Annotated in this window: 24 protein-coding genes; 19 read left to right on the top strand and 5 right to left on the bottom strand. The window is 33.0% G+C overall.

The genetic code is table 11. The features are described from left to right. Window position 1: 1 nt before the first annotated feature. Both QLQ96_RS23255 and QLQ96_RS23250 read left to right on the top strand, forming a co-directional pair. Window positions 2–2,383 carry a GumC family protein gene (locus tag QLQ96_RS23255; RefSeq protein WP_482493527.1) on the top strand — a complete coding sequence of 794 codons (2,382 nt, stop codon included), beginning with the start codon at window positions 2–4 and terminating at the stop codon, window positions 2,381–2,383. 165 nt (window positions 2,384–2,548) lie between these two features. Further along, complete coding sequence (locus QLQ96_RS23250) at window positions 2,549–3,970, top strand: undecaprenyl-phosphate glucose phosphotransferase (RefSeq protein WP_482493526.1); 1,422 nt, start codon at window positions 2,549–2,551, stop codon at window positions 3,968–3,970. A gap of 1 nt (window position 3,971) precedes the next feature. On the opposite strand, the gene QLQ96_RS23245 is transcribed toward QLQ96_RS23250, so the two are convergent. Then, complete coding sequence (locus QLQ96_RS23245; protein WP_482493524.1) at window positions 3,972–4,709, bottom strand: tyrosine-protein phosphatase; 738 nt, start codon at window positions 4,707–4,709, stop codon at window positions 3,972–3,974. A gap of 111 nt (window positions 4,710–4,820) precedes the next feature. Here QLQ96_RS23245 and QLQ96_RS23240 point away from each other — a divergent pair, with 111 nt between their 5' ends. The 15 genes from QLQ96_RS23240 to QLQ96_RS23170 all read left to right on the top strand — a co-directional run bounded on the left by QLQ96_RS23240 (window position 4,821) and on the right by QLQ96_RS23170 (window position 16,546). Next, window positions 4,821–6,011: a DUF5009 domain-containing protein gene (locus tag QLQ96_RS23240; protein WP_482493522.1), complete on the top strand. Its 1,191-nt coding sequence runs from the start codon at window positions 4,821–4,823 to the stop codon at window positions 6,009–6,011. Window positions 6,012–6,168: 157 nt separating this feature from the next. Then, window positions 6,169–7,350 (top strand): BamA/TamA family outer membrane protein, encoded by a 1,182-nt coding sequence (locus QLQ96_RS23235; protein WP_482493520.1) that lies wholly within the window; start codon window positions 6,169–6,171, stop codon window positions 7,348–7,350. Window positions 7,351–7,381: 31 nt separating this feature from the next. Further along, a complete protein-coding gene (locus QLQ96_RS23230) occupies window positions 7,382–8,545 on the top strand; it encodes a glycosyltransferase family 2 protein (RefSeq protein ID WP_482493518.1) in 1,164 nt (387 codons plus the stop codon). 84 nt (window positions 8,546–8,629) lie between these two features. Next, on the top strand, window positions 8,630–10,003 hold the full coding sequence (locus QLQ96_RS23225) for a dihydrolipoamide acetyltransferase family protein (RefSeq protein WP_482493516.1): 1,374 nt from the start codon (window positions 8,630–8,632) through the stop codon (window positions 10,001–10,003). Window positions 10,004–10,222: 219 nt separating this feature from the next. Further along, window positions 10,223–10,993, top strand: coding sequence for an exonuclease domain-containing protein (locus tag QLQ96_RS23220; RefSeq protein WP_482493514.1), 771 nt, complete (start codon window positions 10,223–10,225; stop codon window positions 10,991–10,993). A 93-nt stretch (window positions 10,994–11,086) separates the two neighbouring features. Next, window positions 11,087–11,698, top strand: a complete 612-nt coding sequence (locus QLQ96_RS23215) for a fumarylacetoacetate hydrolase family protein (protein ID WP_482493513.1) — start codon at window positions 11,087–11,089, stop codon at window positions 11,696–11,698. Continuing rightward, a complete protein-coding gene (locus QLQ96_RS23210; protein WP_184159882.1) occupies window positions 11,698–12,042 on the top strand; it encodes an Hpt domain-containing protein in 345 nt (114 codons plus the stop codon). The genes QLQ96_RS23215 and QLQ96_RS23210 overlap by 1 nt, the downstream gene beginning before the upstream one ends. A 179-nt stretch (window positions 12,043–12,221) precedes the next feature. After that, the gene (locus tag QLQ96_RS23205) at window positions 12,222–13,475 is read left to right on the top strand and encodes a CinA family nicotinamide mononucleotide deamidase-related protein (protein ID WP_482493510.1); all 1,254 of its coding nucleotides are present in this window, start codon (window positions 12,222–12,224) and stop codon (window positions 13,473–13,475) included. A gap of 71 nt (window positions 13,476–13,546) precedes the next feature. Beyond that, the gene (rpmB, locus tag QLQ96_RS23200) at window positions 13,547–13,783 is read left to right on the top strand and encodes a 50S ribosomal protein L28 (RefSeq protein ID WP_008468080.1); all 237 of its coding nucleotides are present in this window, start codon (window positions 13,547–13,549) and stop codon (window positions 13,781–13,783) included. Window positions 13,784–13,810: 27 nt separating this feature from the next. Next, on the top strand, window positions 13,811–13,993 hold the full coding sequence (gene rpmG, locus QLQ96_RS23195) for a 50S ribosomal protein L33 (protein ID WP_047778459.1): 183 nt from the start codon (window positions 13,811–13,813) through the stop codon (window positions 13,991–13,993). Between the two features lie 75 nt (window positions 13,994–14,068). Continuing rightward, the gene (locus QLQ96_RS23190) at window positions 14,069–14,221 is read left to right on the top strand and encodes a DUF4295 domain-containing protein (protein ID WP_008468081.1); all 153 of its coding nucleotides are present in this window, start codon (window positions 14,069–14,071) and stop codon (window positions 14,219–14,221) included. Window positions 14,222–14,408: 187 nt separating this feature from the next. Then, the gene (ftsY, locus tag QLQ96_RS23185) at window positions 14,409–15,362 is read left to right on the top strand and encodes a signal recognition particle-docking protein FtsY (protein ID WP_482493507.1); all 954 of its coding nucleotides are present in this window, start codon (window positions 14,409–14,411) and stop codon (window positions 15,360–15,362) included. 6 nt (window positions 15,363–15,368) lie between these two features. Beyond that, window positions 15,369–15,533 (top strand): hypothetical protein, encoded by a 165-nt coding sequence (locus tag QLQ96_RS23180; RefSeq protein WP_482493505.1) that lies wholly within the window; start codon window positions 15,369–15,371, stop codon window positions 15,531–15,533. Between the two features lie 295 nt (window positions 15,534–15,828). After that, window positions 15,829–16,269, top strand: a complete 441-nt coding sequence (locus tag QLQ96_RS23175; RefSeq protein WP_482493503.1) for a lipocalin family protein — start codon at window positions 15,829–15,831, stop codon at window positions 16,267–16,269. Next, the gene (locus tag QLQ96_RS23170; protein ID WP_095931056.1) at window positions 16,250–16,546 is read left to right on the top strand and encodes a DciA family protein; all 297 of its coding nucleotides are present in this window, start codon (window positions 16,250–16,252) and stop codon (window positions 16,544–16,546) included. The genes QLQ96_RS23175 and QLQ96_RS23170 overlap by 20 nt, the downstream gene beginning before the upstream one ends. Before the next feature lie 130 nt (window positions 16,547–16,676). Here the strand turns inward: QLQ96_RS23170 and QLQ96_RS23165 are convergent, their stop codons facing one another. The 3 genes from QLQ96_RS23165 to bshC form a co-directional block, all read right to left on the bottom strand. Further along, complete coding sequence (locus QLQ96_RS23165; RefSeq protein WP_012026941.1) at window positions 16,677–17,096, bottom strand: nucleoside-diphosphate kinase; 420 nt, start codon at window positions 17,094–17,096, stop codon at window positions 16,677–16,679. Between the two features lie 204 nt (window positions 17,097–17,300). After that, window positions 17,301–18,572 carry an acyltransferase family protein gene (locus QLQ96_RS23160; RefSeq protein ID WP_482493500.1) on the bottom strand — a complete coding sequence of 424 codons (1,272 nt, stop codon included), beginning with the start codon at window positions 18,570–18,572 and terminating at the stop codon, window positions 17,301–17,303. A gap of 123 nt (window positions 18,573–18,695) precedes the next feature. Further along, window positions 18,696–20,285: a bacillithiol biosynthesis cysteine-adding enzyme BshC gene (gene bshC / locus QLQ96_RS23155; RefSeq protein ID WP_482493498.1), complete on the bottom strand. Its 1,590-nt coding sequence runs from the start codon at window positions 20,283–20,285 to the stop codon at window positions 18,696–18,698. A gap of 272 nt (window positions 20,286–20,557) precedes the next feature. On the opposite strand from bshC, the gene QLQ96_RS23150 reads away from it, so the two are divergent. Continuing rightward, window positions 20,558–21,835, top strand: a complete 1,278-nt coding sequence (locus tag QLQ96_RS23150; RefSeq protein ID WP_482493496.1) for an MFS transporter — start codon at window positions 20,558–20,560, stop codon at window positions 21,833–21,835. Window positions 21,836–21,995: 160 nt separating this feature from the next. Continuing rightward, entirely contained in the window at window positions 21,996–24,182 is a 2,187-nt protein-coding gene (locus tag QLQ96_RS23145; RefSeq protein ID WP_482493494.1) for a B12-binding domain-containing radical SAM protein, read from the top strand. Here the strand turns inward: QLQ96_RS23145 and QLQ96_RS23140 are convergent. Further along, the gene (locus QLQ96_RS23140; RefSeq protein ID WP_482493492.1) at window positions 24,179–24,943 is read right to left on the bottom strand and encodes an MBL fold metallo-hydrolase; all 765 of its coding nucleotides are present in this window, start codon (window positions 24,941–24,943) and stop codon (window positions 24,179–24,181) included. The two genes, QLQ96_RS23145 and QLQ96_RS23140, sit on opposite strands and share 4 nt — an antisense overlap. Between the last annotated feature and the right edge of the window lie 7 nt (window positions 24,944–24,950).

The following is a 24,950-nucleotide window of genomic DNA, read 5'->3' as shown; positions in this document are numbered from 1 at the left end:
AATGAAAAAACAAGATTTTTACAATGATGTTATTGATGATGAAAGCGAAAAAGCCAATCTTAAAGAACAGTTAGATAAATATATAGTTCATTGGCGCTGGTTTTTAATCGCTATAATAATAGGTATAAGTTTGGCATTTTTATATTTGCGCTACACCGTACCTACATATGAAGCTTCAGCATCTATTTTAGTTAAGGATGAGAAAAAAGGAGGCATTCTTTCCGAATTGTCTGCTTTTGCTGATTTAGGTTTAGGAGCAGGTATGAAAAGCAATGTTGATAATGAAATTGAAATACTAAAATCCAGAACTTTAGCAGAAAGCACTATCAAAAGGCTAAATTTAAATGTCTCTTTATTTGTTAAGGGAAATGTTATAGATAGAGATGTTTACGAACTTAGTCCGATAAAAGTGACCTTTATAAACAAATCAGTTTTATTTAAAGAATCTAAAGTTGCTTTAAATTGTAAACTTTTAACTCCACTTACATTTTCATTGGAGAGCGAAGAAGGAGAGAACGAAAAATTTATTTTATCATCACAGAAAGATTTTAAATATGGGGAACAAATTCCAACTAAGGTAGGGACTTTAATTGTCGAAAAAACAGCGTTTTATGAAAAAAATCATACCGATCGATTTGAATTAATTCGTGTAGTAATATCTCCATTAGATGATGTTACTGAGGCTTTTCGAAAAAAAATAAAGGTAGAACCGATAAATAAGACAAGTAGCGTTGTCAATATTTCAATATCCGATCCAGTAGCTCAAAAAGCTGAAAATTTTTTGGATAATATGATTGAGATATATAATGAAAATGCTGCAGATGATAAAAATTCTATTTCCGAAATTACTTCTAAATTTATTGCAAATAGATTATCATTAATTGCTCAAGAACTTGATGGCGTGGAGCAAAATGTTGAAAGTTTAAAAAAAACAAATCAACTTACAGATATTGATTCTGATGCCAAGCTCTTTGTACAAGGCTCAACAGAATATGATAAAAAGGGAGTTGAAACAGAAATTCAATTAAATGTAGTCAAATCACTGCTGGATTTTATTAAAAAAAGCACCAATTCTGATTTATTGCCCACAAATGTGATAGCAGATAACGGAGATACAAGCGGACTGATTTCTTTTTACAATCAGTTGGTTTTGGATCGTAATAGAATTTTGAAATCTGCAACACAAGAAAATCCAACAGTATTAAAATTAGATCAGCAAATAGTAGCATTAAAGTCAAATGTTGCAACAAGTTTGAGTCGGATGCAAGCTAATTTGCAAATTCAGAATCATGAAATTAAAATTCAGGAAGGTATTTTAAATAACAAAATAGGGAAAATTCCTGTTCAGGAGCGTCAGTTCAAAGTGATTGCCAGACAGCAAAAAATTAAAGAAGAGTTATATCTTTATTTATTGCAAAAAAGAGAAGAAACCGCTATTTCATTAGCCGCAACAGAACCTAATGCTCGTGTTATTGATGCTGCTAAAGCAGAAAAAAATCAGATTGCTCCAAAGGGAAAAATCATTTATTTGGCTGGAGTGCTATTAGGATTATTAGTTCCTTTTGGATTTATATATGTAGATGATATATTTGATACAAAAATTAAGAGCAAATTAGATTTAGAAGGAAAAACGCAAATTCCTTATATTGGAGATATACCAACTTGTAGTGGTAAAAATGAAATTATAAAATCAGAAAGTCGATCTAGTTCTGCGGAAGCAATACGAATTGTTAGGACGAATTTAGAATTTATGCTGAATAAGGTTTCTCCTGGGCAGGCAAAAACAATTTTTGTTACTTCTTCTTTTTCTGAAGAAGGAAAAACATTTATTGCTGTAAATCTTGCTGCTACATTTGCGTTGACTGCAAAAAAAGTTTTGCTTGTAGGAATGGACATTAGAAACCCAAAATTAGAAGAATATATGGAGCTTCCATCTTTAGGGGTGACTAATTACTTATCATCAAATGATACTAATATTCAGAACTACATTGTGAAGCACAAAGAGTATGAGAATTTCTTTGTTCTTCCTGCCGGAATAGTTCCTCCAAATCCTGCAGACTTGTTAATGAGCACAAAAGTTAAAAGTCTTTTTGAGGAACTTAAAAAACAATACGATTATATTATTGTTGATACTGCACCAGTATGCTTAGTTACCGATACTTTATTAATAACACAAAATGCTGATACATTTGCATATATAATGCGTGCAGATAAATTAAAAAAACGGATGTTGTCAGTTATAAATTCAATTTATAAAGAGAATAAATTGCCCAATATGTGCCTAATCTTAAATGATACAAATTCAACAAAAGGATACGGATACGGCTACGGAGTTAATGTCGAAAAAAAGACATGGTATAAGAGATTTTTTAATTTAAAGTAAAATAGTAAAATGTTCAATTAACAATTGAACATTTTTTTTGTCTTATCCTCAATCGTAATTCCTCAAAAAAAGAAATAATTGATTTAAAAATAACCTTCAAGTAAAATTAAAAGTACTATTTTCGTCAAAAATGTATACTAAAACTTATTTTGGTGTAAGAATTTAATGATGAAAATATTACAAGAATTATCACGAATCCGTGTTTCCCGCTATTTCAAACTCTTGTTTGTAATTTGGGATGTAATATTATTAAATACAGCCATAATACTTTCAGCATTTGCCAGATTTGGAAGTCTTGATGAACTCTTTGTGAAAGAAGAAAAAACGGTTACTTTATTAGCTAACTTAATATGGATCGGCTTACTTCTAAATAAAGATTCATACCGAATGGTGAGACTTGAACGCATAGAATCTATAGTTAGAAGAACTATTAGAAAACTTATAATACATGCTTCTTTAATTGCAATATTTGTAGTCTTTTTAAAATTTGCGGATATTTCTAGATTGCGATTACTCTATTTTTATTTGTTCTTTTTCGGAATATTATTGGTGTCTCGATATATATCGATGAAAGTACTAAAAGAAATTAGAGCCAAAGGATATAATTTTAAAAAAATTATTATTGTTGGAGCAAATGATACTGGAGAAAAAATGCGTAAAACATTAGCCAAAAATTTGACCTATGGTTACAAGTTTTTAGGTTTTTTTGATGAAAAGAATAGCGGTTCTGCTTTTCAATCACTTCCAATTACTGGCGGTTTTGAAGATATCGAAGAATTTATTGTTAAAGAGAAAGTAGACGAACTATATGTGGCTCTCCATATCGACAATGTTCAGATAATTAATAAAATAATAAAAATATGCGAACAGAATCTTGTGCGTATTAAATTTATTCCTGATTTTCAATTGTATACAAAATCAAGCAAAGTTGAGGTGGCCTTTTATGAAAATACGCCTGTTTTAATGCTTCGTCCCGAACCTTTGGAACTTCCAGCAAATAGAATTCTAAAAAAAGTTTTTGACGTTTGTTTTTCATCATTGGTTATCATTTTAATTTTTCCATGGTTATTTCCAGTAATAATGCTGATTATTAAATTCGAATCGCCGGGGCCAATATTTTTTAAGCAGCATCGTTCAGGTCGTGACAATAGAACTTTTACCTGTTTGAAATTCAGAAGCATGTATTTGAATGATCTAGCTCACGATAAGCAAGCAGGGAAAGGAGACAGCCGAATAACTAAATTCGGTGCTTTTATGCGCAAAACTAGTATAGACGAACTGCCACAGTTTTTGAATGTTCTTTTTGGGAATATGTCCGTCGTGGGACCAAGGCCCCATATGATTAATCTTGCTAAAGAATATGGCGAATTAATTGCAAACTATACAGTTAGACATTATGCGAAGCCTGGAATTACTGGTTGGGCACAAGTGAATGGATATCGTGGCGAGACAAAAAAACTTATTGATATGGAAAATAGAGTCGAATGCGATATTTGGTACATCGAAAACTGGAGTTTATTATTAGATGTCAAAATTATCGTAAGAACTCTTATGAACATTGTTCAGGGGGAAGAAAATGCCTACTAGTTTAGAATCGGAAAAACGCATTATTGGCTATAACTTCTTTTAAAGCCGAAATTTCCTTAACGTTTATTTTTTTATTAAATGAAGCTATATGGTTGCTGTGGTGAACATCAGTTCCAGTAAAATCATACAATCCTTTATTCAGAAGTTGTTCCGCTACTTTAGTAATTTCGGCGCCATAGTATCCTACAACAGCAAGCAAATTCAGTTGGAACTTGCAGCCAGCCCTTTTCAGCTTGTCATATTCATCGAAGTTTTTATGATAAAATGAATACCTTTCTGGATGAGCTAAAACAGGAATATATCCCGCAACTTGCAACTCAAAAATTATTTTGTATAGTTGTACTGGAGCATTCATGTATGACATTTCAACTAATACGTAATTGTCTTTAAGAGTAAGAAGTTTTTCTTTCTTAAAATGATTTTCAAACCAATCGTCCATAAAATATTCAGATGCCGCTTTCATGGGCACGACGATATTTTTCTCTTCTAACAATAACTTCGTTTCGTTGTATTTTGCCGTAATAATTTCTGGAGAATTATTCCAAATATAATGGCTGATATGAGGGGTTGTTATCAATTGAGAAACACCTATTTCTTGTAGCGACTGAACAAGTTTGGCTGTGTTGTCAATAGTTTTAGCTCCATCATCAATTCCTGGTAAAACATGAGAATGAATGTCTACAAAACTTCCGTCAAGAAGTTCTTTTAAAATAGGTTTTGATTTGAGAAATGATAACATGAAACAAAAATGTATAAATCAGTTTTATAACGCGCAAAAGTAATCTAGAATTCGTAACAAGACATTTTAGAATTATGTTATATTTGATTTTTAGTAAAAAATTAAAAAATTATGAAAATAAAAGAGAATCTGTTTAATCAGCGTATTATTTCTATTGATGCTATGCGTGGAATTACCATTTTTGTAATGATTTTTGTAAATGAATTGGCAAGTATTCAAAACGTACCGCAATGGATGAAGCACATGCCCGCAGATGCAGACGCCATGACTTTTGTCGATTTAGTTTTTCCTGCTTTTTTATTCATTGTTGGAATGTCTATTCCATTTGCTTTTAATGCCAGACTTATCAAAGGAGATAACCCAAAAACAATCTGGACGCACACTTTAAAAAGAGCTGTCGTGCTTATTATAATTGGCGTTTTTATGGTCAATGCCGAATATGGTTACGATGCTTCTAAAATGATAATCGCTCCTGCATTTTGGGGACTTTTAGCGTATGCGATGCCCATTCCGATTTGGAATAAATATCCTAAAGATTTTCCTCTTTGGTTAAAAAATGTACTTCAATATGGAGGGATTTTAATTCTTGTAACACTTTACTTTTTATACGTACAAGAAACAGGAGAAAGAGGAATGACGCCAAAATGGTGGGGAATTCTTGGTTTGATAGGTTGGGCGTATCTTTTTACAGTAATTTATTATTGGCTAGTTTCAGGAAATTTATGGGCAATGATTGCATTTTTAGTTTTTTCTGTCACTATGAATTCTCTTAATTTAATCGAAAACTCTTTTATTCATACTACTCCTTGGTTAAGTTTTATCGCTGGACATCTCACGCATACAACTTTAGCTTCGGCTGGAGTCGTGATTTCGCTATTATTTTTTGATCGAAAAATTAGCTTCAAAATCAATTGGGCTGTAGTTGGTTTTATTGGACTTTTTACGATAACAGCCATTTTACTTCGTCCGTATTTTGGAATTTCAAAAATAAAAGGCACACCTTCTTGGACAATGTTTTCAGCAGCAATTTGTACTGTTTTATTCTATTTTCTGTATTGGCTAATGGAGGTTAAAAAGCAAACCAAATGGAGCGAATTTTTCATGCCAGCTGCAGCAAATCCGTTATTGATTTATATTTTACCAGGCGTTATTTATTATTTCTGTAAAGTTATTAATCTTCATATTGTTCCAGGATATTTTAGAGTAGGAGTTCCAGGAATTCTCTGGTCTTTATTATTTTCTGTCATCATGCTTTTTGTGATGAAAATCTTGAATAGATATAAAATTCAGTTGCATCTTTAAGATTTAAGTTTTCAGTCGCAGTCACAGTTTTCAGTCTCAGTTGAAAAACTGAATACTGTGACTGCGACTGAACACTTAAAAAATATTCGCACAAAAATAGATTGTTATTCTTAATAAAATTCTAAATTTGTAAGAGACGGTTTTTAAAATATTGTGTGTGAATAGTTTAAAAATTAAATACATCTTAATTTTACTTTTAGTAGGATCATTTTGTCAAGCTCAAAATGATAGTACAGACGTGGGTACTCGAGATATTTTAGATGTTATTCACAGAATTTTTGATAAGCAAGATACCATTCGTCCAGAAAGAAAAAAGAAGTTAACTTTTTCTTTATTGCCTGTTCCTGTTGGAGTTAATTCTAGTACAGGTTTGGTTGTTTCTTTTCTGACGACATTTTATTTAGGCGACCCCGAAACGACAAGAATGTCTCAGGTTACTTTTTCGCCTTATTTCAGTTTTAGCAATCAATTTGTGTTTCCGATCCAGTCTTATATTTATTCGAAGGATAACAAATGGAGTCTTATTGGAGATTATCGGTATATGATTTATCCGCAGCTCACGTATGGTTTGGGCGAGCATGATTCCAAAGAAGAAATGTCAACGCTCGATTACCAGCAGTGGCGTTTTTATCAGTTTATAACGAGGCAAGTTGTTGGGAATTATCGTTTGGGAGTTGGTTTTCTTTTAGATAATTATAAAAATATTTCTGAGGAATCTTATATAGACGGCGAAACCGATTATTACCAATATATGAACGGCGATTATTCTAACGAAACTTCGTTTGGTTTTGCATTGCAAGGACTTTACGATTCGAGAGAAAATATCATTAATCCAGAAAAAGGTTTATATGTCGAAGCCGATTTTCGAATAAATACGAGCGGAGTAGAAGGTGACAAATGGCAATCTTTGTATTTTGATGCCAGAAAATACCATTCTTTCAGTAAAACCAAACATCGGGTTTGGGCTTCCAGAGCTTTTTATTGGTCAACCTTTGGCGGAAAACCTCATTATTTAGATCTTCCAAGTATTGGCTGGGATCGTGAAGGAAAAACAGGCCGTGGATTTACAAAAAATAGATATAGAAGCAACGCTTTGGTTTATTTTGAAACCGAATACAGAACCGATATAAGTCGAAACGGTTTTTTTGGAGCTGTTTTCTTTACCAATGTTTCTTCGGTTTCAAAAATAGATACCTACCAATTTAAAAAATGGAATCCTGCTGTTGGAACTGGAATTCGCATTAAATGGAACAAAAGAAACGGCAGTAATTTGGCGTTAGATTACGGAATTAGTAAAAACGATTGGTCACTTCGTTTGGGGTTATCAGAAAATTTCTAACTTCGGCCAAAATCTACAGAACCAATTATTCATGCAGTTATCGGTTGTTATTTTAAATTACAATGTGCGTTACTTTCTCGAACAATGCGTTTTAAGTGTTCAGGAAGCGATTGCAGCAATCGATGCCGAAATTATCGTAATTGATAACAATTCATCAGATGAAAGTGTTTTGATGATGAAAGAAAAATTTCCCAACGTAAAACTGATTGAAAACAAAGAGAATTTTGGTTTTCCAAAAGGTAATAATATTGGTATTCGTCAAGCGAAAGGGAAGTACATCTGTATTTTAAATCCAGATACCGTTGTTGCTGAAGATACTTTTACAAAGATTCTGGCTTTCGCCGAAAGGCAAAATAATCTCGGAATTATTGGCTGTAAATTAATTGATGGAACAGGAGAATTTCTTCCAGAAAGCAAACGCGGCATTCCAACACCTTGGGTTGCCTTCACAAAAATTTTCGGATTGTATAAAATCTTTCCTAAAAGCAAACTTTTCAATCAATATTACGCACAGCATTTAAACGAAAATGAAACTGGAAAAGTAGATATTCTCGTTGGTGCTTTCATGTTTTTAGAAAAAGAATTGTATGAGGATTTAAATGGTTTTGATGAAGATTGTTTTATGTATGCCGATGATATCGATTTGTCTTACCGTGCATTACTGAAAGAAAAGACAAATTATTACTTTCACGAAACTACCGTTTTACATTATAAAGGAGAAAGTACAATAAAAGACGAAAAATATATGATGCGCTTTCAAGAAGCGATGAATTTCTTTTATAAGAAGCATTTTAAGAAATCATTGTTTTTTAGTTTTTTCATTCAAACAGGAACTTGGTTTTTTTCTTTTGTGAAAATGTTTCAAGGTAAAACGAGAATAAAATCGAATCCAGAAACATACGTTTTTTATTCTTTAAATGAAGATTTGTCTCAAAAATTAGCTTTAACTTTAAAAAATAAAGTCCGCTTTTTAAAAATCCCGAAAGAAAAAATGGTAAATTCGTGCCTGATTTTTAAGGGAAAAAAGGTCGAAATCATTTTAGATAATCAATACATTTCATTCAAAAAATGTATCGAAATCATAGAAACTATTAAAGATAAGAGTATTACTTTTAAAATTTTACCAAAAAGCACTCATTTTATTATTGGAAGTAATTCCAGAAATGACAGGGGGCAAATTGTAAAAATCGAGTAAAAAATTATATTAAATGAAATTTATATTTAAAATATTCGTTAATTTCGCAATCTGAAAATCAAAAACATCTTTTAGATTAACAATATGGCAAGATTTGAATTAAAGCTTCCTAAAATGGGAGAAAGCGTCGCTGAAGCAACCATTACTAATTGGTTGAAAGAAGTTGGAGACAAAATTGAGGCTGATGAAGCCGTACTCGAAATTGCAACAGATAAAGTTGACAGCGAAGTGCCTAGCGAAGTATCAGGAATTTTAGTTGAGCAATTGTTTGGTAAAGATGATTTAGTGCAAGTAGGGCAAACTATTGCTATTATTGAAACTGAAGGAGGCGATGCGCCAACTGCAGCAATAAATAAAGCTGAAGACGTTTCTGCTCCTGCCGAAGCTGCTGAAATTGAAAAAACAATTGAAGCAGTTAAAGAAACTGTAACAACTTCTCAGGATTTCTCAAGTTCAGATAAATTCTTTTCTCCATTGGTGAAAAATATTGCAAAAGAAGAAGCAGTTTCTCTAAATGAACTTGAAAACATTACGGGTTCTGGAAAAGATGGACGCGTAACAAAAGAAGATATTTTAAAATATGTAGAAGACCGCAAGTCAGGTGCTGTTCAAGCTCCTCAAGCAGTTGAAGCAACTCCGAAAGTGGTTGTTGAAACTCCTAAAGCGGAAACTCCAAAAGTTGAAGCTCCTAAGGCTGTTGAGCCAGTTGCTCAGAAAAGCCAGCAAGCAGTTCCAGTTTCTGTAAATGGTGGTGATGAAATTGTTGAAATGGATAGGATGCGTAAACTGATTTCAGGTTACATGGTAGCTTCAGTTCAGACTTCTGCTCACGTACAGTCTTTTATTGAAGTAGATGTAACTAATATTGTAAAATGGAGAGATAAAGTAAAGGCAGCTTTCGAAAAAAGAGAAGGCGAGAAATTGACTTTTACTCCAATTATGATGGAAGCTGTTGCAAAAGCTTTAAAAGATTTTCCAGGAATGAATATTTCTGTAGATGGAGATTATATCATTAAAAAGAAAAATATCAATTTAGGAATGGCAGCAGCATTGCCAAACGGAAATTTAATTGTTCCTGTAATTAAAAATGCAGATCAGTTGAATTTGGTTGGAATGGCAAAAGCGGTTAACGATCTAGGAAACCGTGCAAAAACTGGAAAACTAAAACCAGACGATACTCAAGGCGGAACTTACACAGTAACAAACGTTGGTACTTTTGGAAGTGTTTTCGGAACGCCAATTATCAATCAGCCTCAAGTTGGTATTCTTGCACTTGGAGCAATTCGTAAAGTTCCTGCGGTTATCGAAACTCCAGAAGGAGATTTTATCGGAATTCGCCAAAAAATGTTCTTGTCTCACTCTTACGATCATAGGGTTGTTGATGGTGCATTAGGAGGAAGTTTTGTGAAAAGAGTAGCAGAATATTTAGAAGCTTTTGATGTAGATAGAGATTTCTAAAATCAATAAAAAATAAATCCAAATCCGATAGGTTCTAAAACTTGTCGGATTTTTTTTGTTTTGTAAGAAAAGAATTAAGAGGAAGCGCGTAATCTTGCTCTAGGCATATTTTTGAAAAGTTAAAATCACAATTTGAAAGCTTTTTTCGACAAAAAAAATCAGAATAAGGGAATATATTCGGCTTTAAAAATTACATTTGTAGACTTATAAAAATTAGAAATGGAATTAAAACTAAACAAGCCAATTTGCTTTTTTGATCTCGAAACAACGGGAATTGATATCGGTAAAGATAGAATCGTAGAAATTTCAATATTCAAAGTTTTTCCTAACGGAAACAAAGAAAGTAAAACTTGGTTGGTTAATCCAACAATTCCAATTCCTCCGCAGACAACTGCAGTTCATGGTATCACAGACGAAAAAGTGGCTAATGAGCCAACCTTCGTAGAACTTGCTCCGCACATTCATAACATGATTAAAGATAGTGATCTTGGTGGTTTTAACTCAGATCGTTTTGATATCCCGCTTCTGGCAGAAGAATTGCTTCGTGCTGGTGTCGATTTTGATATGAAAAACAAGGTTTCTGTAGATGTGCAGACTATTTTTCATAAAATGGAAGAACGTACTTTGAGTGCGGCTTTAAAATTTTACTGCGGAAAAACTTTAGACAATGCGCATTCGGCGGAAGCTGATACGATGGCAACTTACGAAATCCTGAAAGCGCAGTTGGATCGTTATCCAGAATTGGAAAACGATATGAAGTCATTGTCTGAGTTTACAACTCGTAAAAAAATCGCCGATTTTGCCGGAATGATTGCTTTTGATAAAGATGACGAAGAAATTTTTACTTTTGGAAAACACAAAGGCGCAAAAGTGCTAAAAGTGTTGGAAACGGAACCAGGCTATTTTAGCTGGATCCAAAATGCTGATTTTCCTTTGTACACCAAAAAAGTTTTAACAGCAATTAAATTAAGAAAATTAAACACAAAATAAGTTTTCAGTCGCAGTGGCAGTATTCAGTTTAAGTTGAGACTGTTTAATTGTTTTGTGGACTGTGACTGAAAACTGTGACTGAAAACTAATAGAATGAAAATTATCTGTGTCGGCAGGAATTATGCCAATCATATAGAAGAATTGAAAAACGAACGCCCAAGTGAGCCAGTTGTTTTTATGAAACCTGATTCTGCGGTTTTGTTGAAACAGCATCCGTTTGTTATTCCAGAATTTTCCGAAGATGTTCATCATGAAGTCGAAATAATCGTAAAGATTAATAAAGTTGGAAAGTATATTGAGCCAAAATTTGCTCATAAATACTACGATGAAATTAGTGTCGGAATCGATTTTACAGCACGAGATCTTCAAAGCAAATTAAAAGAAAAAGGACTTCCGTGGGAAAAAGCCAAGGCATTTGACGGTTCGGCGGTTATTGGTGATTTTTTACCAAAAACTGATTTTGTTTCTATGGAAAATCTTAATTTTGAATTAAGAAGCAATTCAGAAACAGTTCAAAAAGGAAACTCGAGTATGATGCTTTGGAATATAGATGAATTAATATCTCATGTGTCTCAGTTTTTTACATTAAAAATTGGAGATATTATTTTTACAGGAACGCCGGCTGGCGTTGCAGCTGTAAAACCAAATGATGTTTTAGAAGGCTTTTTAGAAGATAAAAAATTATTCAGAATACAAGTAAAATAATGGCTTTAAAATACAACCTTTCGAAAGTCTATGCGCTTTCAGATAACGATCCTGAATTTGTAAATCAGATTTTAACTTTATTTGTTACAGAAGTACCAGAAGATTTGAAACAAATCAAAGAAGGAATAAAAAAGAAAGATCATAAATATGCCTATTCGTACGCACACAAAATAAAGCCAACATTAGATTTAATGGGATTAAATGTGGCTTTTGAAGAAATCTTGCAGGTAGAAGCGTGGACAAAAGCTGAAGGCAAGAAAAAAGATATTATCGAAACTTTTAAAAGTATCAAAATACAAGTAAAAGAAGCGATTAAAGAAATAAAAAAAGACTTTGATCTTTAATTTGAAATTTGACTTATTCCTACTTTGTTTAAATTAAGGAATAAGTCAAAATCATTTTTAAATTTTGTAAGCGGCTTATAGTTTGTAAAAGCTGTTACTATTTTTCTTCAAAACAAAATTTAAATTTTCTACTTATAAATTACTGGCTTGCTTGATGTAAGCAAAATACATTTCACGATATGAAAGCAGCAATTATTACAATTGGAGATGAAATCTTAATTGGACAGATCGTTGACACAAATTCAGCTTTTATCGCTAAATCACTTGATAGGATAGGAGTTGAGGTAGTAGAAATGCTATCGATAAGCGATGATAAAAAACATATTTTAGATACTTTTTTGCAATTGCAAAACACAGTAGATGTTGTAATTGTAACTGGTGGACTAGGTCCGACAAAAGATGATGTTACCAAGAAAACATTCTGCGAATACTTTAATGATGAGTTAGTTGTAGATCAAAAAGTTTTGGCGCATGTGACAGAATTGATTGAAGGTTTTTACAAAAGGCCAATATCTCAATTAAACAAAGATCAAGCTCTCGTTCCGTCAACTTGTACTGTTCTGCACAATAAAGTAGGTACGGCGCCAGGAATGTGGATGAAAAAAGAGGATACGGTATTTATTTCGCTTCCGGGAGTTCCTTACGAAATGAAATATTTGGTAGAAGAAGAAATAATTCCGAAAATCGTTCGCGAATACAAACGTCCTTATATTATCCATAAAACGATTTTGACTTATGGTCAGGGAGAAAGTTTAGTTGCAGAGCGTATTGAGCAATGGGAAAATAATCTTCCAGAATTTATAAAATTAGCCTATCTGCCAAATCCAGGACGAGTTCGTTTGCGTTTAACCGCCCGAGGAACCAATAAAGAAGAGTTAGAAGACGCAATAGAATCTAATGTTAAATCATTAGATGCGATAATTCACGATATAATTGTCGGTTACGAAGAAAATGAAACAATAGAAACAGTAATAGGGAAATTGCTTTCTAAACAAAATAAAACCATCTCAACGGCAGAAAGTTGTACCGGAGGAAGAATTGCTTCTTTATTATCAGCTATTCCGGGTTCGTCAAATTATTTTAAAGGAAGTGTTGTCTCTTATGCAACAGAAGCAAAAGTGAATGTTTTGGGGATTTCTCAAGATTTAATAGACGAATTTTCTGTTGTGAGCGCTGAGGTCGCGTCGGCTATGGCTTTGAGTGTTAAAGATTTGCTGAAAACAGACTATGCGCTTGCTACGACGGGCAATGCGGGACCTTCGAAAGGAGATTCTGATGCGGAAATCGGCACTATTTTTATTGCTTTAGCAACGCCAACTGAAGTAATTGTTGAAGAATTTAGCTTCGGACAACCGCGTGAAAAAGTGATAGATAGGGCATCGGTTAAGAGTTTAGAAATATTACAGAAAGAAATTTTAAAAATTGTGCAATAATTTTTTGCACCAATGGTTTATTTTTCTTTTCTTTGCACCCTGATTTTGAATAACGATAAAAGATAAGTATAATGTCAAGAGTTTGTGACCTTACAGGTAAAAGAGCGATGGTAGGAAATAACGTTTCTCACGCTATGAACAAAACTAAGAGAAAGTTTTCTGTAAACTTAGTTAAAAAGCGTTTTTATCTTCCAGAAGAAGATAGATGGATTACTCTTAGAGTAGCAGCATCTACGATAAAAACAATTAATAAAAATGGAATCACTGCTGTTTTGAAAAAAGCACAGTCAGAAGGATTTATCAAATAATCTTTTCCTAAATAAATATATAGCAAGATGGCAAAGAAAGGTAATAGAATCCAAGTAATTTTAGAATGTACTGAGCACAAAACTTCTGGTGTTTCTGGTACTTCTAGATATATTACAACTAAGAACAAAAAAAATACTCCAGACAGATTAGAGATTAAAAAATTTAATCCAATCTTAAAAAGAGTAACTGTTCACAAAGAAATTAAGTAATAATTAGAGATTTTGTTTAAATCTCAAATGGTTTTTCATTTGAAGATTTAATGAATTTCAAATAACATTTGAATCATGGCAAAGAAAACCGTAGCATCGTTACAAACATCTTCTAAGAGATTATCAAAAGCCATTAAAATGGTAAAATCTCCTAAAACTGGTGCATATACATTCGTAGAATCTATTATGGCTCCTGAAGAAGTTGATGAATTCTTGAAAAAGAAATAATTACATTTACATTATATAGAAAAGCTACTTTCATTCGGAAGTAGCTTTTTTATTACCTATATTTGTCTAAAAATTTAAAGAATCGTAACAATTGGCCTTTTTTTGAAAAACAATTGCGCTTTCTTTAAAGATTTTGATTTCTTGCTTGGAAATCGAGAAATCAAGTAAATCTAAATAATCTACAAAAATGAGTTTTTTTAAAAAATTATTCTCTACCGAAAAAAAAGAGACTTTAGACAAAGGTCTTGAAAAAACGAAAACTACTTTTTTCTCGAAGTTAAGCAAAGCTGTTGCAGGGAAATCTAAAGTTGATGATGATGTTTTAGATAATCTGGAGGAAGTTCTTGTGGCTTCGGATGTGGGAGTAGATACTACTTTAAAAATTATTTCAAGAATTGAAAAACGTGTTGCTGAAGATAAATATCTAGGAACGGAAGAACTAAATCAGATTCTTCGCGATGAAATAGGTGCTTTATTGTCTGAAACAAATACAGGTGAAGCAACAGAATTTGAAATTCCGAAAGATAAAAAGCCTTATGTTTTAATGGTTGTTGGGGTAAATGGAGTTGGGAAAACTACAACGATCGGTAAATTGGCTTATCAATTTAAAAAAGCAGGCCATAAAGTGGTTTTAGGAGCGGCAGATACATTTCGTGCAGCGGCAATTGATCAGTTGCAAGTTTGGGCGGATCGTGTAGGTGTGCCAATTGTAAGACAAAATATGGGAAGCGATCCAGCTTCTGTAGCTTTTGATACGTTGCAGTCTGCTGTAGCTCAAAATGCAGATGTTGTGATTATTGATACAGCTGGACGTCTTCATAATAAAATCAACTTAATGAATGAGTTGACAAAAGTAAAACGTGTAATGCAGAAAGTAGTTGCTGATGCTCCTCACGATGTGCTTTTGGTTTTGGATGGCTCTACAGGACAAAATGCTTTTGAACAAGCAAAACAATTTACAGCGGCGACTGAAGTTACTTCACTTGCTGTAACTAAATTGGACGGAACTGCAAAAGGTGGAGTTGTAATTGGTATTTCAGATCAATTTCAAATTCCTGTAAAATATATAGGTGTTGGCGAAGGAATTGAAGATTTGCAAGTCTTCAATAAATATGAATTTGTTGATAGTTTCTTTAAGTAATTGATAATGAAAAATATATCAGCTATTACGTTCTATTTTGCCAGTGTAGTATGTTTTGTTTTTGCAAACTTGTTGAAAGATGCAAATCTTTCCGTTTACTATATTTTGCTGGTGGCTGGAATTATTTTATTCTTTTTAGGAGTTATTAAAAGAATAAAAACGAATCGATAATTTATTTCTGAAAATATATTGAGTTTTAAGCAAGAAGTTTTTGCTTAAAACTCATTTTTTTTAAATATTATTAATCTCATTTTGTTCGAGATTTTTTATTTCTTTTGATGATTATAAGATTATCTTTGTAGTCCGAGAAAATTTCTTTTGAAAATGAGAACCCTAGCCCTGATGGGAGCGGCATCCTTTTGCTTTTTTCTTTAAAAAGCAAAAGATACAGCGGACAGCAGGAACCAGCTCCTAATTCTTCGACTTCATTCAGATTAAAAAGAATAAATTTTAAATAACTTTATTTATGAAAAACACTTTTATAGTTTTGTTTTGTTCGCTTTTATTTGCGAGCTGTAAACAGGAAGTAAAACCTGCAGATATTGCTAAGTTAAATGGCTATTGGGAAATTGAAAAAGTGGTTTTTGAGAAAGGTGAAGAGAAGGAATATAAAATGAATGAGACTTTTGATTTTTTTGAAATCAAAAATAATAAAGGTGTTCGAACGAAGGTAATGCCACAGTTTGACGGAACGTTTTTAACAACGGATACTTTTGAGAATGTTTCGGTTCGTTTTGCTGGAGAGCAGGTTTTCTTAGATTATAAAACGAAGTATGCAAAATGGAGTGAAGAAATTATTTCACTTTCTGATGACAAATTGGCGGTTAAGAACTCACAAAAAATAGAATATCATTATAAAAAAGCTGGACCTGTAAATCTTCTGAACGATGGCGAAAAGACTAAATAACGAAAGTACGATTAGTGCTGTTTTACAGCAGATTATTCAAGTGAATAAATTGCAACCAGGCATGGATCAAATTGATGTACGTGATGCTTGGAAAAATCTTATGGGAAGTGGTGTAAACACTTACACAAGAAACGTTGTTCTTAAAGGCAGTACGCTTTACGTAGAATTGGGCTCTTCTGTTCTGCGTGAAGAATTAACTCACGGAAAATATAAGATTGTAAAAATGATCAATGAAGAACTAGGACGTGAGGTGGTGAAAGATGTGGTGCTTCGCTGATTTTAGATTTTAGATTTTAGATTTTAGATTTTAGATTTTTCATATAAAAAAAATCCATCTGCACGCAGATGGATTTTTTTGTTTTTGATATTAAGTCAGTAATCTAAAATCTGAACTCTAAAATCATAAATTAGAATTGCTCTCTTCCTGCAAAGTGGAATGCGCTTTCGATAGCAGCGTTTTCGTCGCTGTCAGAACCGTGAACTGCATTTTCTCCGATTGAAGTAGCGTATGCTTTACGAATAGTTCCTTCAGCAGCTTCAGCTGGGTTTGTAGCACCAATTAAAGTTCTGAAATCTTCTACTGCGTTGTCTTTTTCTAAAATTGCAGCAACAATTGGTCCGCGAGACATGAATTCAACTAATTCTCCGTAGAAAGGTCTTTCTGCGTGAACTGCATAAAATGCTTTAGCATCAGCTACAGTTAATTGAGTTAATTTTAATGAAACGATTTTGAAACCGCCATTAGTAATCATTGCTAAGATATTCCCGATGTGTCCGTTTGCAACAGCATCTGGTTTAATCATTGTAAAAGTTCTATTTGTTGCCATTTTGTGTTTTTATTAAATTTTGTGCAAAAGTATACTTTTTTTATGAATTGATTTTAATAAATTCATAATTAAAACACTTTTGAATTATTTTAGGCTAATATTTTTTTTAAACCATATAAGTGATCTTGAAAAACACTTTAGATTTGAAAGATGCTTTTTTGCGTAATTATTTAAATGAACTTATATTACTTATATGGTAGAAATTTATACTTTAAAAATGAGTTTGTTTCTGTAGAATATCCATAATATGAATGTCCAGATTGCAACGTATATTAATGCGCCTGCTAAAGAAGCTGTCATTGGGTTACTGAAAAATGGCGCAATTCCGAAACGATATAAATAATCTAATAGATTAATCTGTTCACCAGCAAGTAATGGATGCTGAAAACGAATCATTACCAAAGCTTGCGGAATAATCTGTGAAGCGAAGAAGACTATCATCGGGTTTACTCCCCAAATAACGAATAATTTAAAGCCTTTTTTGTATTCCTTAATGTCAATGATGTAATATAAAACTGTTAAGCAAACAGTTGCTAATCCTGTTGTATATAAAACATAACTGCTTGTCCAAATTGATTTGTTTATAGGGAAAACCAAATCCCAGATTAATCCGAAAAAGATAAGAACCGTACCAATTCTGCCCATTGTAAAGGCTTTTTGAATTTTGGTTATATTAAGCAATAAAATTTGCCCGATAAATAAACCGATAATTCCGTTTACGATTGATGGCAATGTGCTTAAAATTCCTTCTGGATCCCAAGTGTTGGTTTCGTGATAAATGTGGCCTTTTAAGAAAATACTATCGACCCATGCGGCTAAATTGGTGCCTCTTTCTAAATTAGCTTCTCCAAACGCAGGAACAGGAATTAAAGTCATAACTGCCCAATATCCTAACAGTAAAACAGCTCCTGTAATAATTTGAGTTTTTCGAGATGTTTTCAAGTACAAAAGAGAAACCACAAAATATACGACTGCAATACGCTGTAAAACCCCAGGAAGACGAACATCTTGATAATTTTCGAATCCGCCGTAGGCTAAAATGAGATAAATGGCTAGAATGCTAAAAGCGAAAATGTTTTTTAAACGTGTGCTGAAATTTCCCATTAAAGCATACCCAACTGCAAAAGTGATAATTAATCTCCCAATTAAAAGTGGAATTCCGTCTAATCCGAAAAGTTGGATTTTTCCGAAGAAATTAAAGAAAATCCCCAAGCACAACATTCTTAAAGAACGAATCAAGATTTTGTTGAAAGTGGTTTCGTCGTACTTTTTGTCTGGCATTGCAAGCGGCACGGCGACTCCCATTATAAAAATGAAAAACGGAAATACAAGATCGGTTGGTGTACAGCCATTCCAATGAGCGTGTAAAAGAGGCGGATAAACATTTCCCCAATCACCGGGATTGTTTACAATAGTCATCAATAGAATTGTCAGTCCGCGAAAGACATCAAGCGAAATTAGGCGTTCTCTTACCATTAGGTTAGTTAGTTAATAGGTTATAAAATATAATTCTATTTGGTTTGAGAGAGTAATGATTTAGGAAATGTGCTGGTTATTTGTTCCTAAATCATCACTTTATAATTTCTAAAGATAATTATTTTAGATTATTATGATGTCAAAATTGTGTTCTAAAGGTTTTAATTTTTGAATTAAAAGCGGAATCAATTGTTCACCTTTTTCTAAATAAAATTCAGAAAAATTGGCTTGACGTTCTTGAAGGCTATTATTTGGAAATAATTCACATTGCAAATCTGTAACGCGTTCCAATTGATCTGCCAGTTTTCTTTTTTGTGCTTTTAATAAACGTTTCTCTAGATTTTCTAGACCTTTCTTTTGCTTTACTTCTTGTGCTTTAACTGCTCCAGAAAAAGATTTATCGGTCTTTTCTGCTAATTCAAAAAGATAAGCAAACTGTTTTTCAAGCGCTTCTCTTTGAGGAGTTAAATCAATTGGAAATGGAGAAAGTTTATGCGTAATCTCGTTAACCAAATTATCGGATTTGCTGAATAAATCTTTCCAAGTTAAATTCAAATTATCGGCTTTTTTAACTTGTTTTTCAGTTGCCAAAAGAACTGAATTTCGGACTAATAATATTGGGAAAGTAATATTTACGGCTTCAAAGAAAGCTTTTAATTCTAACCAATACGCAATTTCTCCGCCTCCGCCAATGTAGCAAAGATTTGGAAGAATAATTTCCTGATACAACGGACGCATAATCACGTTCGGGCTGAATTTTTCAGGATTGCTTTCTAGTAATTTGAAAATTTCATCTTTTGAAAATGAGATTTTTGTGTTGTTTACAAAGTATTTGTCATTTTCAAAAATGATTCTTTCGCGAAGTTTATCTTCAATATAAAATAAATTAATCTCACGCGGATTTACTTGAACCGTATAAGCAGAAAGTTTTTCAATAGATTTTTGAACTTCTTTAAACGAAGTCTGATTTTCTAGTTCTTCTTTCACAAACGGAATAAAAGCACGTTTCAAATCAGCATCGTCTGCATCTATAATTAATAAGCCGTAATTTGCGAAAAGCGTATTGGCTAAATAACGAGTCGCATCAGCTAGAGTTGAATGTTTTAAATAAGCATCTTCAAAAAGCTTTTTGAGCGAATTTGCATTGGTGCTTGAACCTAATTCTTGAGAATAAATTTCAAACAAATCTTCTAAACCTTCAGTTGAAAGTCTTCCGACAGGCCCTGTGCTTTCAGCATTCCAACGGATTTTTTTTCCTTTAAAATTAAAATAATTAATTTCTTCAAAATCGTGATCTTCCGTAGCCATCCAATAAACTGGAACGAAATTGTATGAAGGATATTTCGATTTTAATTCTTTAGTTAAATTAATTGTAGAAATGATTTTATATAAAAAATACAGCGGTCCGCTAAACAGATTTAGCTGATGTCCAGTTGTAACTGTAAATGTGTTTTCTAATGCTAAAAGCGAGATGTTTTGTTTGGTTAAATCTGAAGCTTCAATATTTTGATATTGCTTTTGCAACGTTTCAACCAATGCAGTTCTATTGTTATGATCAAAATTAGCCGATTTTTCAGCTATTTGTTTTTCGAAATTTTCTAGGCTTGGAAAATTATTGTACAGCGGTTTTAACTCTGGTTTTTGATCTAAATAATCTTGCATTAATTTAGAGAAATATCCAGAAGATTGAAAGCTGATACAGTCGGTAGGCATAATTTTAAATTTATTTTTGACAGCTGTAAATTTAATGAAAATATATAGTTTAAAACGCTATTAACAATTGCTTAAGAATTGATTTTTTATTTTTATTTTAAAATGCCTACAATCAAGTTTTTATACTGAATTAGAATTCGTTGTTTTTAAATGGAAAACACATTGAATTTGTTAAAAAATGAGAAGTGTTTTAAAACTAATTCTCTTAAAGGTGAATTATTAACAATGAAACTATATTTTTGTAATCAAAAAAAAAGTTATATCCGTTTTACATGAAAACTAACCCAAATAAAAAGAACTCTTTAAAACACGTTCTTTTTGGAAGCCTTATTGGCACCACAATCGAGTTTTTTGATTTTTATATTTATGCCAATGCAGCCGTATTGGTTTTTCCTCAATTATTTTTCCCGAGTTCAGATTCGACAATGGCGACTCTGGAATCTTTAGCAACTTTTTCAATTGCCTTTTTATCGCGTCCTTTAGGTTCTGCATTTTTTGGACATTATGGAGATAAGATCGGACGTAAATTTACTCTTGTTGCCGCTTTATTGACGATGGGAATCTCGACAGTAACAATTGGATTCTTGCCAAGTTATGCCAGTATTGGTGTAGCAGCGCCTTTATTATTAATGCTTTGCCGATTCGGACAAGGTGTTGGTCTAGGAGGCGAGTGGGGAGGAGCTGTTTTATTGGCGATAGAAAACGCACCGCCAAACAAACGTGCTTGGTACGGAATGTTTCCGCAATTGGGTGCTCCAATCGGATTATTGCTTTCAGGTGGAACTTTCCTATTATTGACCGATTCTATGAGCAATGAAGATTTTATGAATTATGGTTGGAGAATTCCTTTTATTGCAAGTTCATTATTAGTTGCTGTTGGTTTTTATATCAGAACTAAAATTACGGAAACACCTTCATTTGAAAATGCTAAAAAGCATGAAGAAGAAGTAAAAGTTCCATTTTTAGAATTAGTAAAATCGTATAAAAATCAGTTGATTTTTGGAACATTTGCCGCTATTACAACATTCTTGGTTTTCTATTTAATGACCGTATTTACTTTAAGCTGGGCAACTTCAGATTTAGGAATTGTGAAAAGAGACGGACTATTGATACAATTATTTTCGGTTTTGTTTTTTGCGATTTTTGTTCCAGTTTCAGCTGTTGTGGCAGATAAAATTGGCCGTCGTAAAATGCTTATTGCGGCAACTGCAGCGATTGCGGTTTTCGGATTTTTCTTTTCTTATTTTTTAAGTGAAGGAAATATCACTTTCGTTACTATTTTTGCTTGTATCGGAATGTCTCTGATGGGATTTACTTACGGACCTTTGGGAACTTTTTTATCAGAATTATTTCCAACAAATGTTCGTTATTCAGGTGCATCATTAACATTCAATATGGCAGGAATTTTAGGAGCTGCTTTTGCTCCAATGATTGCAATTTGGTTGGCCAAAACCTATGATGTGAGCTATGTAGGGTACTATTTGCTTGCCGCAGCACTTATTTCTTTAGTTTCATTTTTTGTGATTAGCAAAGATGAACATAAGTTTTAATTGACTTTATAATTAAAATATAGATTATTGATCTAAAAAACCTTAAAGAATGAATTTCTTTAAGGTTTTTTATGTTTAAAAGACATAGATTGAGTCTTCAAAAATCTTTTCGCCGAAAAATCCACAATAACGCGTATTTTTGCAAAAAAATAATTCCCTTTTGAAAACGAAACTTTTTGTAATTACGCCACCTTTTACACAACTGAATACACCGTATCCGGCAACGGCGTATATAAAAGGTTTTCTGAACACTAAAAATGTCGAATCGGTTCAAGCAGATTTAGGTATTGATGTGATTCTTGAATTGTTTTCAAAAAAAGGATTGATTGACTTATTTCAATCCAACAACCAGCAACCAACAACTGACAACTGCAAACGTATTTTTGCGCTTCAAGACGAATACATTAAAACGATTGATTCTGTAATTCAGTTTTTGCAAGGAAAAAATCCAACTTTGGCTTTGCAGATTTGTCAGGAAGATTTTTTGCCAGAAGCTTCTCGTTTTGCACAATTGGAAGAACTCGATTGGGCTTTTGGAACGATGGGAACTCAAGATAAAGCAAAACATTTGGCGACTTTGTATCTGGAAGATATTTCAGATTTTATTGTAGAATGTGTCGATGAAAATTTTGGCTTTAGCCGATATGCTGAACGTTTAGGACGAAGCGCTAATTCTTTTGATGAATTGTACGGCGCTTTACAGCAAGAACCAACTTACATCGATTCGATTTTAATTTCGCTTTTAAAAGCTAAAATTGAAGCTGTAAAACCGACTTTATTTTTAATTTCTGTTCCCTTTCCAGGGAATTTATATAGCGCATTCAGATGTGCGCAATGGGTAAAAGAAAATCATCCTGAAATTAAAATTTCAATGGGAGGCGGTTTTCCAAATACCGAATTGCGTTCGCTTTCTGATAAACGTGTTTTTGAGTTTTTCGATTTTATTACTTTGGATGATGGAGAAGTTCCAATTGAAGAATTAATTTTTCATTTAGAAAATCCAGATTCTGATTCTTTCAAAAGGACTTTTTTATTAGAAAATGGAGAAGTCGTTTACAAGAACAATTCTTTAAAACACGATTATAAACAAGCTTACGTAGGAACTCCAGATTATTCAGATTTACCTTTGGATAAATATATTTCGGTAATCGAAATTGTAAATCCGATGCACCGAATGTGGAGTGATGGACGTTGGAACAAACTGACCATGGCGCACGGTTGTTATTGGGGGAAATGTACTTTCTGTGATATTTCTTTAGATTATATAAAAGTTTACGAACCTGTTGCGGCAAGTTTACTTTGCGATCGAATGGAAGAATTGATCGAAAAAACAGGTCAAAACGGATTCCATTTTGTTGATGAAGCCGCACCGCCAGCTTTAATGCGCGCTGTTGCACTTGAAATTTTAAAAAGAAAACTAGCAGTAACTTGGTGGACGAATATTCGTTTTGAAAAAAGTTTTTCTAAAGATTTGTGTTTGTTGTTGAAAGCTTCTGGATGTATTGCTGTTTCAGGAGGTTTAGAAGTTGCTTCAGATCGATTATTGAAATTAATCGATAAAGGAGTTACGGTTGAACAAGTTGCTAAAGTGACTCGAAATTTTACTGAAGCTGGAATTATGGTTCATGCGTATTTGATGTACGGATATCCAACACAAACGATTCAAGAAACGGTTGATAGTTTAGAAATGGTTCGCCAATTGTTTGAAGCTGGAGTTTTACAATCTGGATTTTGGCATCAATTTGCTTTGACGGCTCACAGTCCGGTTGGATTGTATCCAGAGAAATTTGGCGTGACAAAAAAGACAGAAGCAATTGGAACTTTTGCTAACAATGATATAGAATACACTGATTCTACAGGAATCAATCACGATAAATTTAGTTTTGGATTAAAGAAATCGCTTTTCAATTTCATGCACGGAATTTGTTTTGATTACGAATTGCAAGATTGGTTCGATTTTAAAATTCCGAAAACAAAAATCCATTCCGATTTTATTTTTGATGCATTACAGGAACAAAATGATTTCAATACGAAACCAAATGCAAAAGTAGTTTGGTTGGGCGGAAAACCTTCGGCATCAGCATTTACAAAATCGAAAAAAGGAAGAAGCTGGGAAATGATGTCACTGACTTTTCACGACAAAAAAGAAAGTTTCGATATTCAAACGAGTAAAGGAGAAGGCGAGTGGTTGGTTTCGATTTTATCAAAAATAGCCGTTTCGGGTTCTAAAAATTATACTTTTCAAGAAGTCAAAACTGATTTTGAAACTTCATTAGAAGATTTCGAATTATTTTGGTATTCTAAACCAGTAAATACTTTGCGCGAATTTGGATTGTTAGTCCTTTAATATTCAATGCATTCACCATCATTCGGAATAGAAGTTTTATTCAAAAGTCCGTGATCTGAAAGAGCGGTTCTTAATTGCAATCTCGTTGTTGGACAATGATTTAAAGCTTCTAAATGATTGGCTAGGACTTTTCCTGGAGCAAGTGTTACGAATTTCAAAATATCATCGATTCGCATTAATAAAGGTTGTCCGATATCTAATCTTGCGGTTCCGCAGGCAACAACTGAAATATCTGGTTTGAATTGTGTTAGAACTTTTTCAACGTGTTCTGTAAAAACAGTATCAGAACTAATGTAAACAGATTTTTGATCGGCTAATTCAATATGAAATCCCATTACATTTCCCATCAATTTGGCAATAAAACCATAACCGTGAACAGCTGGAATTCCAGTAATTTTTCCGTCCAGAAACTTTTGTGGTTCCCAATGTTCTAAAGTCTGAATGACGCTTAATCCTCTTTGAACAAGTGCTTTTTCATCTTTAGAACTGCAAATAACGGGAATGCTCTTTCGTCTTAAAAAAACCTCGCCAGCTTTATCGATATGATCGGGATGCAAATGCGTAATCAAGCAATGCGTAACTCGACTTAAAATGTCACGACTGTTTTTTGGCAAAGCTACCAAAGGGTTTCGTTTTGGGTTGTATCTGAAAATAGTAAAAGGCGGAATTGTTTTTCTTTTACCTAACATTGGGTCAACTAAAATGACATGCTTTTCTGTTTCAATTACCAAAGTGGCATTTCGCAAATGATGTAATTTCATATCCAAG

Source organism: Flavobacterium sp. B167r (assembly GCF_056824315.1).
This window is presented reverse-complemented; position numbering and strand designations above follow the sequence as displayed.

Bases quoted from the DNA above. Each gene is read 5' to 3' on its own strand.
- QLQ96_RS23170 (WP_095931056.1), top strand. From the start codon at position 16,250: ATGGCGAAAAGACTAAATAACGAAAGTACGATTAGTGCTGTTTTACAG.
- ftsY (WP_482493507.1), top strand. From the start codon at position 14,409: ATGAGTTTTTTTAAAAAATTATTCTCTACCGAAAAAAAAGAGACTTTA.
- rpmG (WP_047778459.1), top strand. From the start codon at position 13,811: ATGGCAAAGAAAGGTAATAGAATCCAAGTAATTTTAGAATGTACTGAG.
- QLQ96_RS23205 (WP_482493510.1), top strand. From the start codon at position 12,222: ATGAAAGCAGCAATTATTACAATTGGAGATGAAATCTTAATTGGACAG.
- bshC (WP_482493498.1), bottom strand. From the start codon at position 20,285: ATGCCTACCGACTGTATCAGCTTTCAATCTTCTGGATATTTCTCTAAA.
- QLQ96_RS23150 (WP_482493496.1), top strand. From the start codon at position 20,558: ATGAAAACTAACCCAAATAAAAAGAACTCTTTAAAACACGTTCTTTTT.
- QLQ96_RS23165 (WP_012026941.1), bottom strand. From the start codon at position 17,096: ATGGCAACAAATAGAACTTTTACAATGATTAAACCAGATGCTGTTGCA.
- QLQ96_RS23180 (WP_482493505.1), top strand. From the start codon at position 15,369: ATGAAAAATATATCAGCTATTACGTTCTATTTTGCCAGTGTAGTATGT.
- QLQ96_RS23230 (WP_482493518.1), top strand. From the start codon at position 7,382: ATGCAGTTATCGGTTGTTATTTTAAATTACAATGTGCGTTACTTTCTC.
- QLQ96_RS23245 (WP_482493524.1), bottom strand. From the start codon at position 4,709: ATGTTATCATTTCTCAAATCAAAACCTATTTTAAAAGAACTTCTTGAC.
- QLQ96_RS23190 (WP_008468081.1), top strand. From the start codon at position 14,069: ATGGCAAAGAAAACCGTAGCATCGTTACAAACATCTTCTAAGAGATTA.
- QLQ96_RS23215 (WP_482493513.1), top strand. From the start codon at position 11,087: ATGAAAATTATCTGTGTCGGCAGGAATTATGCCAATCATATAGAAGAA.
- QLQ96_RS23240 (WP_482493522.1), top strand. From the start codon at position 4,821: ATGAAAATAAAAGAGAATCTGTTTAATCAGCGTATTATTTCTATTGAT.
- QLQ96_RS23250 (WP_482493526.1), top strand. From the start codon at position 2,549: ATGATGAAAATATTACAAGAATTATCACGAATCCGTGTTTCCCGCTAT.
- QLQ96_RS23225 (WP_482493516.1), top strand. From the start codon at position 8,630: ATGGCAAGATTTGAATTAAAGCTTCCTAAAATGGGAGAAAGCGTCGCT.
- QLQ96_RS23255 (WP_482493527.1), top strand. From the start codon at position 2: ATGAAAAAACAAGATTTTTACAATGATGTTATTGATGATGAAAGCGAA.
- QLQ96_RS23160 (WP_482493500.1), bottom strand. From the start codon at position 18,572: ATGGTAAGAGAACGCCTAATTTCGCTTGATGTCTTTCGCGGACTGACA.
- QLQ96_RS23220 (WP_482493514.1), top strand. From the start codon at position 10,223: ATGGAATTAAAACTAAACAAGCCAATTTGCTTTTTTGATCTCGAAACA.
- QLQ96_RS23140 (WP_482493492.1), bottom strand. From the start codon at position 24,943: ATGAAATTACATCATTTGCGAAATGCCACTTTGGTAATTGAAACAGAA.
- rpmB (WP_008468080.1), top strand. From the start codon at position 13,547: ATGTCAAGAGTTTGTGACCTTACAGGTAAAAGAGCGATGGTAGGAAAT.
- QLQ96_RS23210 (WP_184159882.1), top strand. From the start codon at position 11,698: ATGGCTTTAAAATACAACCTTTCGAAAGTCTATGCGCTTTCAGATAAC.
- QLQ96_RS23175 (WP_482493503.1), top strand. From the start codon at position 15,829: ATGAAAAACACTTTTATAGTTTTGTTTTGTTCGCTTTTATTTGCGAGC.